This is a genomic window from Arthrobacter sp. HMWF013 (assembly GCF_003061105.1).
In the GTDB taxonomy this organism is placed as follows: domain Bacteria; phylum Actinomycetota; class Actinomycetes; order Actinomycetales; family Micrococcaceae; genus Arthrobacter.
In genome coordinates this window covers 1-10,778 of the sequence record NZ_QAIQ01000231.1, presented here as the reverse complement: position 1 = coordinate 10,778, position 10,778 = coordinate 1, and the positions used below count along the sequence as shown (strand labels likewise).

Annotated in this window: 8 protein-coding genes; 1 reads left to right on the top strand and 7 read right to left on the bottom strand. The window is 64.4% G+C overall.

Annotated elements, in window-relative coordinates; translation table 11 throughout:
• The 7 genes from secA to mtrA all read right to left on the bottom strand — a co-directional run.
• Nucleotides 1–1,919: preprotein translocase subunit SecA (gene secA, locus DBR22_RS09505; RefSeq protein ID WP_108598810.1), on the bottom strand; the 1,919-nt coding region annotated here is incomplete at its 3' end.
• A gap of 41 nt (nucleotides 1,920–1,960) precedes the next feature.
• Complete coding sequence (locus tag DBR22_RS09500; RefSeq protein ID WP_108598809.1) at nucleotides 1,961–3,232, bottom strand: winged helix-turn-helix domain-containing protein; 1,272 nt, start codon at nucleotides 3,230–3,232, stop codon at nucleotides 1,961–1,963.
• A 20-nt stretch (nucleotides 3,233–3,252) separates the two neighbouring features.
• Complete coding sequence (gene hpf / locus DBR22_RS09495; RefSeq protein ID WP_108598814.1) at nucleotides 3,253–3,987, bottom strand: ribosome hibernation-promoting factor, HPF/YfiA family; 735 nt, start codon at nucleotides 3,985–3,987, stop codon at nucleotides 3,253–3,255.
• A 145-nt stretch (nucleotides 3,988–4,132) separates the two neighbouring features.
• On the bottom strand, nucleotides 4,133–5,032 hold the full coding sequence (locus DBR22_RS09490) for a ComF family protein (protein WP_181365101.1): 900 nt from the start codon (nucleotides 5,030–5,032) through the stop codon (nucleotides 4,133–4,135).
• A 93-nt stretch (nucleotides 5,033–5,125) separates the two neighbouring features.
• Nucleotides 5,126–6,841: an LpqB family beta-propeller domain-containing protein gene (locus tag DBR22_RS09485; protein WP_108598808.1), complete on the bottom strand. Its 1,716-nt coding sequence runs from the start codon at nucleotides 6,839–6,841 to the stop codon at nucleotides 5,126–5,128.
• Nucleotides 6,838–8,742 (bottom strand): MtrAB system histidine kinase MtrB, encoded by a 1,905-nt coding sequence (mtrB, locus tag DBR22_RS09480; protein ID WP_375134944.1) that lies wholly within the window; start codon nucleotides 8,740–8,742, stop codon nucleotides 6,838–6,840. The genes DBR22_RS09485 and mtrB overlap by 4 nt, the downstream gene beginning before the upstream one ends.
• On the bottom strand, nucleotides 8,714–9,388 hold the full coding sequence (mtrA, locus tag DBR22_RS09475) for an MtrAB system response regulator MtrA (RefSeq protein WP_108598807.1): 675 nt from the start codon (nucleotides 9,386–9,388) through the stop codon (nucleotides 8,714–8,716). The genes mtrB and mtrA overlap by 29 nt, the downstream gene beginning before the upstream one ends.
• Before the next feature lie 155 nt (nucleotides 9,389–9,543).
• Here mtrA and DBR22_RS09470 point away from each other — a divergent pair.
• On the top strand, nucleotides 9,544–10,778 hold a 1,235-nt coding region (locus DBR22_RS09470; protein ID WP_219928099.1), incomplete at its 3' end, for a DUF7847 domain-containing protein.

Genomic DNA, 10,778 nt, shown 5'->3' with positions numbered 1-10,778 from the left:
TTCTTGCGCTGCTCGGCATTCCGGCCCTCCACCTGGCCCTGCGCGGATGCGATGGCCCGGGAAACCAGCTTCGATTCGAGCGCCACATCATCGGGAACCGAACTGTTCATCAGCCGCTCGGCGGCACCGGAATTGAAGAGCCTCATGAGGTCGTCGGTCAGGGAAAGGTAGAAGCGCGATTCGCCGGGATCGCCCTGGCGTCCGGAGCGCCCACGCAGCTGGTTGTCGATGCGGCGTGACTCGTGCCGTTCAGTTCCCAGCACGTACAGGCCGCCGAGCTCCAGCACTTCCTCGTGTTCGTCCTTGACGGCCTGCTTGGCCGCCTCCAGGGCAGCGGGCCAGGCGGCCTCGTACTCCTCGGAGTTCTCCTGCGGGTCCAGTCCCCGCTTGGCCAGTTCCGCCACTGCGGTGAACTCGGCGTTGCCGCCCAGCATAATGTCAGTGCCTCGGCCTGCCATGTTGGTAGCTACTGTAACTGCGCCCTTGCGCCCTGCCTGCGCGACGATCGCCGCTTCACGGGCGTGGTTCTTGGCGTTGAGGACCTCGTGCCTGATACCTTCCTTGGCCAGGAGCCCGGAGAGGTATTCACTCTTTTCAACGCTCGTGGTGCCCACCAGGATCGGCTGGCCCAGTTCGTGCCGCTCGGCAATGTCCTTCACGACGGCGTCGAACTTCACTTTTTCGTTCTTGAACACGAGGTCCGACTGATCGATCCGCTGCATGTCCCTGTTGGTGGGGATGGCCACCACACCGAGCTTGTAGGTGCCCATGAACTCCGCAGCCTCGGTTTCGGCCGTACCGGTCATGCCCGCCAGCTTGGAATACATGCGGAAGTAGTTCTGGAGCGTCACGGTGGCCAGGGTCTGGTTCTCGGCCTTGATCTCGACGGCTTCCTTGGCCTCGATGGCCTGGTGCATGCCCTCGTTGTAGCGGCGTCCGGCGAGGATGCGGCCAGTGTGTTCGTCCACGATGAGGACTTCGCCGTCGAGGATCACGTAGTCTTTGTCGCGCTTGAAGAGTTCCTTGGCCTTGAGGGCGTTGTTCAGGAACCCGATCAGGGGCGTGTTCGCCGACTCGTAGAGGTTCTGGATGCCAAGGTAGTCCTCCACCTTTTCGATCCCGCTCTCCAGAACGCCGACCGTACGCTTCTTTTCGTCGGCCTCGTAGTCCTCGCCGAGCTTCAGCCGCTGCACGACCTTCGCGAATTCGCTGTACCACCGGTTGGTGTCGCCCTGGGCAGGGCCCGAAATGATCAGCGGCGTGCGGGCCTCATCGATCAGGATGGAGTCAACTTCGTCGACGATGGCGAAGTGGTGGCCGCGTTGGACCAGTTCAGATTTGTCCCACGCCATGTTGTCCCGCAGGTAGTCAAAGCCGAACTCGTTGTTGGTGCCGTAGGTGATGTCAGCGGCGTACTGTTGGCGGCGGACTGCGGGATCCTGGTTGGACAGGATGCAACCGCTGGTCAGGCCCAGGAAACGGTAAACACGGCCCATGAGGTCGGACTGGTACTCGGCGAGGTAGTCGTTCACCGTGATGACGTGGACGCCGTTTCCGGTGAGGGCGTTGAGATACGCCGGCGCCGTGGCCACGAGGGTCTTTCCTTCACCGGTTTTCATTTCGGCGATATTGCCCAGGTGCAGCGCGGCACCACCCATCAGCTGGACGTCAAAGTGGCGCATGCCCAGGGTTCGGGACGAGGCCTCCCGCACGGCGGCGAAGGCCTCAGGAAGGAGCTCGTCCAACTGCGCCCCATCCTGGTATCGGGCACGGAGGTGGTCGGTTTCCTCGCGGAGTTCGGCGTCCGTGAAGGTTTTGAACGAGTCTTCCAGAGCATTGATGGAGTCGGCATAGTTCCGCAGTTGCCGCAGGGTTTTTTTGTCACCCGTGCGGAGAAGTTTTTCGATAAGTGATGCCACGTGAAGATACTCCCAGTCTTATGCCGCCGATTCTGGCGTTTTTAGTCTACGGGAGAGACACAGGCCACGCGGCCGGTGTTCCCTGAGAGCGGAGCGGACCGGAACGGCTGGTGCAGGGCTGCCGCGAGGGAACCGGCGAGGTCCCCGGCCTGGCTGACCACGATGCCGTCCAGCCCCAGCCATGCGGCCATCAGTTCAAGTTCTGCAGCGAGCTCGACGGCGGTCCGTGGCGGCGCGTCAGGCTCGGCATATGCCGACCTGACCAGCAGTTTGCCGGCTGCGCGGTCTGCCTTGAGGTCCACCCGCGCCACGATGGCCTCACCCAGGAGGAAGGGCAGGACGTAGTACCCGAAGCGGCGGCGATGCTCCGGGGTGTAGATCTCAATCCGGTAGTGGAAGCCAAAGAGCTCCTCAAGCCTGCGCCGTTCAAAAACCAGGGAGTCGAAGGGACTGAGCAAAGCGCGCCCCGCTGCCCGCCGCGGAATTCTGGCTTCCGTGTGCAGGAACACCTGCCTGTCCCAGCCAGGCACAGTGACCGGCTCGAGCCGCCCGATGCTGACCAGGTGCTCCACGGAAGACGCGGCAGCCTTGACCGGCGTGCGGAAGTAATCGGCGAAGCACTTCACCGTTCCAATGCCATGGGCTTGTGCGGCCGCATCGATGAGCCGGTGCATGGCCTGGACCGGGTCCGGTGCCTCCTCTAATGACAAGCCGGGCGGCAACACCCTGGACGTCAGCGCATACCGCCGCTCGAACTGCTCTGTCCTCGATGCCGAGGAGATCAGCCCCGCCTCGAACAGATATTCAAGAACCCTTTTAACGGCGTTCCAGTTCCAGCCCCAGTTCTCGTCCCGCCGTACCTCCACATGCCCGATGCCCGCCGTGAGTTCGGCTGCCGTCATGGCCCGACCCAGGGACAGCGTGTCCAGGACCTTGCCGGCCACGTCATCACGAAGTTCCGGGTCCATGGCTGCCGCACCAACCCACTTCCGCTTTTGCCACAAAAGAAGGTCCTGGAAGTGCTCCGGCCGGATGAAGCTTGCCTCGTGGGCCCAGTACTCCATCATGCGGCGGGGCTGCGAACCGGACATCCGCGCCAGGATGGTGCGATCGTAGTTGCCCAGCCTTGAGAAGAAGGGGAGGAAGTGGCTCCTGGCGAGCACATTGACGGAATCGATCTGGACCAGCTGGAGCCGGGCAAAGGTACGGCCCACCGTCCGTGAGGTCACGGGGCCGGCGGGCCGTCCTTTGTCGAGTCCCTGAGCTGCCAGTGCGATCCGCCGGGCCTGTCGAAGGCTCAGCGTTGCTGGCACGTCAGTCCTTTCCTACAGGGCTAGGCGCCCTTGACTTGTGCAGCCTCATCACCGGAACGGTAAGCAAGGATTTTCTCTTCGATGGCAGTTTCCCCCGGTTCGCACTCGTGGTCCAGGGTGATCACGCCGTAGGTCCAGCCGCGTCGGCGGTACACGACGGAGGGCGTATTGGTGGCCTTATCCACGAAGAGGTAGAAATCGTGGCCGACGAGCTCCATGTTGTCCACGGCGTCGTCGAGCGTCAGTGAAGCGGCGGGGAAGACTTTGCGCCGAATCAGAACCGGCGAATCGCCGGCCGGAATGTCGTTCTCAACCTCATAGGGTGAGCGTTCAACAGGTGCTGCCTGCGGCTCCTGGCGGTGACTCGCCTCAACGTAGAGGGGTTCGTTGGCGCTGGCGGGTTCGAGTTCGGCCGTCGCTTCGCGGACGGCTTTGGGTGTATGCCGCCCGTGGTGGACCTTCTTGCGGTCCTTGGCACGGCGGAGACGCTCAAGGAGCTTGTTGTATGCGAGATCGAACGCAGCGAATTTATCTGCGGCGCTGGCTTCGGCGCGGATCACGGGCCCCCGGCCCAGAACCGTCACTTCGACGGTGAGCTGGTCCCCGGTCTGGCGTGCATTCGTTTCCTTGGAAACTTTCGCGTCCACGCGCTGGACCTTGTCGCCCAGTGACTCAATCTTTGAGATCTTCTCACCGGCGTATTCGCGGAATCGGTCTGAGACCGTCAGATTTCGTCCGCTGATCATAAACTCCATGGTGCCCTCCAAATGACTTCGGTGACACGACGGCGGCACATTCCAGGAGCCGATCTGCTTGACAGTCGAGCCCCTTTCCGAGCCGCTATCGAAAGGTACAACTTGTTCTTGGTACCCACAACCGACGTTAGTTCATAGCCCCCCGTTATTCATCCTTTATTCGTTTATTTTTTTCTAAGACAGGTGGCTTTCCGCGGGCTCCCGCGGGTGCCGCTTCGCCGCCAGCTGAATCGGGCGGGCGTGTCGCCGCGAGCACCACAGCGCCTGCCACAACGGCGCCGCTGAGGTGGAGCGCACGGGCCGCCTCAGCGAGCGTCGCACCGGTAGTGAGCACGTCATCGACGATGATGCACCGACGCCCGGCAACCCTTGAGCGCCTGTTTCCCCGTACTTTCATGGAGCCCCTGACACGCCGGGCCCTCGCACCGCGGCCGAGGCCCTTCTGGCCGCCCGGCAGCTGTTCCATCACCGTCCGGCGCCGGGACTTGCGGAGGACATCCAGCACCGGAACACCGCCGGCTGAGTATGTCCGTCCCCATGCCGCCAGCAGCAGATGGACGGGGCTGAAGCCTCTCCTGACGAACGCTGTGGTACTGCTGGGCACCGGCACCAGGCACACATCATCGAGGCCCTCGGCCGCGGCGGCTATGCCTCGTCCGAGTCCTTTGGCCAACACCGACGTGAGCTGGTGCTGGCCGTGGCTTTTGAACGACAACAGGGCCTGTGCCAGCTCCTCTCGATAAGCCCCCGCCGCGACCACGGGAAGGATGATGCCGCCGTCGACGTTCATCAGTGCAGGCGCCTGCTCCTCTGCCCTGTAAGGGTGCTTCGTGAGCAGCCGGACCTGACGGTCGCAGGCGACGCAGAGCGCCAGGTCCTCGGCACCACAACAGACGCAGTCCACCGGCACGGCCAGTGCCAGGATTTCGGAGCCGGCGGCCGCCAGGAATTCGGCAGCCTTCAGCCACCTCCGGTGGTGTCCTCCGCGGTGCTTGGCGGACACGAGCGGGCGCGGAACGAGATCGGGATCTGCAGCGGCTCTCACTCCCCCAGCGTTGCGTAGCCAGCGCTCACCGGGAAGACCTGACAGCGTCTATGTGGAAACGCCGTATTGGGGGTGGTGGTTTGCGGGCGTACGCTACCCGGCGAAGGAAGGGTCGATCGGTCCTTTGAGCTGGGGCGACCAGCCGTTCCCCAGCCGCTGGAAGACTCCTTCTGCCGACTGGCCGTAAATGTCCTCCACGCCGTTGCCGGCGCTCAGCCATACCAGCCCCGGCCAGGGAGCCAGCTGCTGAGGTTCTCCGGAGGTCAGGGACAGCAGTTCCGGGGTCACGTTCTCCGCTGCGGAGCCCTCCATGACGGCTACGGTGGTGTCGTTGACCCAGACTCCCTGATTTGGGTCACCGGTTGTCACCAGGGTGATGGGCGTGGTCAGTTCCCTGGGCGTGCCATCGGCATTCCTGATGATCCCGGCGATCTGAACCCTGGTTTTGCCGTTCTGTTCCGAAATCACCATGACCCGTACACCTTCGCGGGAGATCCGGAGATCCTTCACGGTCCGGCCGGCAAGCCAGGACGGCGCGAGTGTCACGGTGGGAACCGCGGCGCCCTCGGCCACGCCGTTGGGACGGTAGGCCACAACCTCCGTTGCGCCGTTGGCTCCGGGCCCGGCGGCCCAGACCCAGTCAAAAAGACTGAAGGAAGGGTGGGTGATGGTACTGCGCGTTGTCAGGGCCCGTGCGGGCTGGCCCGGAAGCATGCTGTAAAGCGTCGTCCGGCTTTCGTTCAGGAAAGCGACCGTCTGCGACACCGGGGATTCAGCCGGGAACCGGGGTCCGAGCGAGGAAACCGGCTGCATTTCCGGAAGCGGGGATACCCGGTTGTTCTCATACCGCACCAGCTCATTGCCGCTGACGGCGATCTGCCGGCCCGGCACGTTCTTGTCCCGCACCGGAGGCAGCACCGAGCCGTTGTCCTCAACCCGGACGAGGTCCTGGTTCGCGCGCAGTTCAACATTGACGACGTCGGGCTGGCTGCGGAACGTCATGGAAAGCTGCGTCTGCATCCGGAGCCGGTCCTCGGTGGATGCCTCCGTAAGCTCCTTGGCGCTGAGATCGACCTGCGCTGCTCCGGACACCACCGGAACCGATTCGCGGGCGAGTTTGATTCCTGAGGGGAAGGCGCTCACCACTGCGCCGCGCAGGTACGGCGCGGGGCCGGCGAGCAGGGCACTGGTCATGGCCTTGACGGTCTTGTTCTTGATGAACCACCGGACGTCCGGCACCGCGTAGGTGAAGCTGGGATCGTAAAAGTAGATGGGGTACGCGCCATAGATGACCTTGAAGGTCTCCTCCGGGATCGCGGTGCCGTCCGGGATGGCAGAAATCCGCCACTCGCCGTCGACCTGGGTGAGCGTGGCGGGAATGTTTTCGATTGTTCCCGCCGGAGTCTGCGTGGCGATTCCGTCAGCATCCACGCTGTAGGCGACGTCCAGCTGGTAGTTGTAGACATTTTCGACGTCGGTGCCCACCACCTTCGCTTCGCGGTAGACCAGGGCCCGCTGGTCAGGCTTCCACGCCACGGAGGCTGCCTGGGTGAGGTATTCCCGGGCAACGGCGTAGTCGCCCTCGTACCCGGTACCGGCGCGGTAGAAGTAGTCGATGATGCTCTCCGGAGCTGCCCCCGGCTGGGGAGCGGCCGGGAGGAACACCGGAGCGTTGAGGTTGCCGGCGCTGCCTTCGTCGCTCTTGCCCACGGGGCCGGACGTGGGAATACGGGCACAGGAGGCCAGGAGCAGGAGGACGGCCATCAGCACCAGCGCCTTCAGCGGTCCCCGCATGGTAGGTCCGGTCATGAAGACTCCTTCGGTGTGGCTGCTGCCCCGGACTGGCCCACGCTGGCGGCGGAGGCGCTGACGGGCACCGCCGGCCCGGGCGCCACGACCACCATCCTGTTCTCCTGCGGCACGCCGGGCAGGATGATCTCCTCCGGCTCGAGCTGGACGGGGGAACGCTCGATCTCCTCACCCTGCCGCAACGGAATGGTCAGCCGGAAGTTGGCTCCACTCCCCTTCTTCCCCCATGCCTGCAGCCAGCCGTTGTGCAGCTTCGTGTCCTCCATGGCAATAGACAGACCGAGGCCGCTGCCCCCCGTGGTCCGGGCACGTGCAGGATCGGCGCGCCAGAACCTGTCAAAGACCCGGGCAGCCTCGGCCGGGGTCATGCCGATGCCCTGGTCCCGGACAGCGATGCCCACGGCTGACTGGTTGGCCGCGACAGTGACAATGACCGGTTTGCCTTCCCCATGCTCCACAGCGTTAAGAATGAGGTTGCGCAGGATCCTGTCGATCCTCCTGGCGTCCATTTCGGCCACAATGCCCTCGGCCGGCGCGCGGAGTATGATCTCGGACCCGTATTCCGCTGCCACCGGAGCTGCCCCTTCAATGACGTGGGCGATGACCTGAAGGATGTCCTCGGGCTCGGCGTCCAGCATGGCAACCCCGGCGTCGAAGCGCGAGATTTCCAGGAGGTCCGCCAGCAGGGACTGGAACCTTTCCACCTGGTTGTAGAGGAGTTCAGCGGAGCGCTTGTTGATGGGGTCGAAATCGTGACGGGCGTCGTACAGCACTTCAGCGGCCATCCGGACCGTGGTCAGCGGAGTCCGCAGCTCATGCGAGACGTCGGAGACGAACCTCTGCTGCATCTGGGACAGTGTGGCCAGCTGCGTGATCTGCTCCTGGAGGCTGGCGGCCATGTGGTTGAATGACGCCCCGAGGCGGGCCACTTCGTCTTCACCTTTGACCACCATCCGCTCCTGCAGCTGGCCGGCAGCAAGCTTCTCCGACACCAGGGCAGCGTGGCTGACCGGGCTGACCACGTTCCGCGTGACGTACCAGGCGATCGCACCGATCATCAGGACCAGCACCGCCCCGCCGGCCAACAGGACACCCTGGATTTCGTCGAGGGTCTGCTGGGCGGTGTTGAGATCGTAAATCAGGTAGAGCTCGTACACGGTGCCGTTGAAGGTGACCTTGTTGCCCACCGCGATGCCGGGCCGGTCTTCGGTCCCCACCGGAATCACAGTGGAAGCCCAGTACTGGTCCTTGCCGGATTCCTGGACAGCCTTGCGGAGTTCCGGCGGGATGACGCTGACGGTCAGCTGGTCAGAGGCCCTGGACTCCACCCACCTGTTCCGGGGCTTGGTCTGCTCGGGCATCGCCTCAAAGACGTATCGCCGCTGGATGACCGAGCCCCTGCCCTCCACCGCGTTCAGGGTGTCATAAACCAGGGTGATGACGCTGGACTGGTCCGTGACCTGGGCGCCGTCGAAGGTGTCCTGGACCTGCTTGACGTTGTAACGGGTTTCAGATTCGGCCTGGGTCAGCCGCTCCTGGAAAAGGTTGTTGGCAATCTGGTTCGACAGGTAAGCGCCCACCGCCCCGAAGGACGTGACGGCCAGCATGAGTGTGGTGAGGACGGTCCGGAACTGCAGGGACCGCCGCCACCGGCGTTGCAGGGACTTGCCCAGGTAGCGGAGGGCCGGCAGGAGGCGGCGCAGTCCGATCGTGACAAGACGGGCCACCCGCAGGCCCACAATGATGCCGCGGCGCCGCCAGATCCTGGCCCGGAATGGAAGCCTGGCCAGTTCCGCGGCCAACGCATCAGTATGTTCGGGGGCCTTGGCTGCGGGGACGCCCGGTTCGCGGGCGTCTTCCGGTCCTGAAGGCTCAGGAACCTGCTTTGTAGCCGACACCACGAACCGTCAATACTACTTCCGGGGCTTCCGGATCACGTTCAATCTTTGACCGGAGGCGTTGTACATGGACGTTGACCAGCCGGGTGTCAGCCGCATGGCGGTAGCCCCAGACCTGCTCCAGCAACAGCTCCCGGGTGAACACCTGCCACGGTTTCCGGGCCAGCGCCACCAGGAGGTCGAATTCCAGCGGCGTCAGGGAAATCCGTTCGTCGGAGCGCTTTACGGTGTGGCCGGCAACATCAATGGTGATGTCGGCGATGCGCAGGGTTTCCGGAGCCTTCTGGTCACCGGGGCGCAGGCGCGCCCGGACGCGGGCAACCAGTTCGGCGGGCTTAAAGGGCTTGGGCACGTAGTCGTCGGCCCCTGATTCCAGCCCACGGACGACGTCGGACGTGTCCGATTTGGCGGTGAGCATCACGATGGGAACGTCGGACTCGGCGCGGATCTGCCGGCAGACCTCAATTCCGTCCACGCCCGGAAGCATGAGGTCAAGCAGCACGAGATCCGGCTTGGAAGAGCGGAAGATGTCAAGCGCTTGGCCGCCGTCGGCGCAAAAGACCGGATCGAAGCCGTCATTGCGGAGAACAATCCCGATCATCTCGGCCAGCGCCTCGTCATCGTCTACTACCAGAATGCGTGCCTTCATAGTTATATGTTCCCTTATTGAACAGGCTTTGTCCTGCTCAACGCCCTGTACGGCATGGCGCATGCTATGACGCCCGACGCCGGAACTATAGGCTGGCAGGACGCGGACAGTGCCGCGCCGGGGGAAGGAACAGGTTGTCACACCAGGATCCGAATATGCGGCCGCCGCAGGACGACGGCCGGCCTTCGTGGGGCCAGGCGCCATCTGGCCAGCCCCCATGGGTGCCACCGCAGAACCCTTCCGGCGGACCTCCCACGGTTCCCGGCGGCCCCGCACAGGTTCCCTGGGGCAGTGCGCCCGGATGGGGCACACCACCGGGCGCTCAGCCCGCATGGGGCCAGCCCCCGCAGAACCCCGCCGGCGGCCCGCCGCCGTACGGCCGGCCCCGTTATGTTGCGCCGCCCAAACCCGGCATTGTCCCGCTCCGCCCGCTGATGTTCGGCGAAATCCTGGACGGTTCATTCCAGGCCATCCGGGGCAACGCCAAGGCAATGCTGGGGGCGGCACTGCTCGTAAACTCGTTCGCGGCGGTGCTGGCGGCCGTCCTCACGACGTTCACCGCCACCTCGGCTGCATCGATCGAAACCTGGGCGGAGGGGCTGACGGAGCAGGACCTGCTCTCTTTTGTGGTCTCTTTCGCCGGAGGGGTCCTGCTCGTTTCGGTGCTGACCATTTTCCTGTCCGCGGTGCTCCAGGGTGCCATGGTTGTTCCGGTGGCCCGGTCCGTACTGAACCGCTCCACGGGCTTCGGGCAGATGTGGAAACTGGCGCGCTCCCGCGTGTGGCCCCTGGTCCGCCTGGCCGCCCTGCTGCTCGCCGGCGGACTCCTGGCGGTACTGCTCTTCGTGGCCTTGGCGGTGCTGCTCATCAGCACGGTGGGAGCTGCAGGGGCTCTGGTGCTGATCCCCCTTGGCCTGTTGTACATCGTTCTTTTCATCTGGATCTACATCAAACTGATGGTTGCTCCGGCCGTGGTTGTTGTGGAGGAACTGGGCGCGCTGGACAGCCTGAGCCGATCCTGGCAGCTCACACGCAACAACTGGTGGCGGCTCCTGGGCATCACACTGGTGGTGAGCATCATGGTGGGCGTCATTTCGCAGGTGGTCATGATTCCCGTATCCCTGCTCTCCAGCTTTTACAGCACGGTGGTTTCGCCGCACGGCGGGCCCGATCAGGCGATGACGACAGCCATCATCGTCGGCATTGCCACTGCGGTCATCGGCGCCCTCATCGGCGCAGTGGGATTCGCCTTCCAGACCTCCGTCATGGCGCTGCTGTACCTCGACCTCAGGATGCGGTGGGACGGCCTGGACATTGCCCTGCTGAGGCTGCTCGAATCCGGCGCCGACCCCGACGGCGTTCCCGGCCGGGGGGTACCGGTCTTTAGCGG

Coding starts and splice junctions, on each gene's coding strand:
- mtrA (WP_108598807.1), bottom strand. CDS start 9,388: ATGAAGGCACGCATTCTGGTAGTAGACGATGACGAGGCGCTGGCCGAG.
- DBR22_RS09485 (WP_108598808.1), bottom strand. CDS start 6,841: ATGACCGGACCTACCATGCGGGGACCGCTGAAGGCGCTGGTGCTGATG.
- hpf (WP_108598814.1), bottom strand. CDS start 3,987: ATGGAGTTTATGATCAGCGGACGAAATCTGACGGTCTCAGACCGATTC.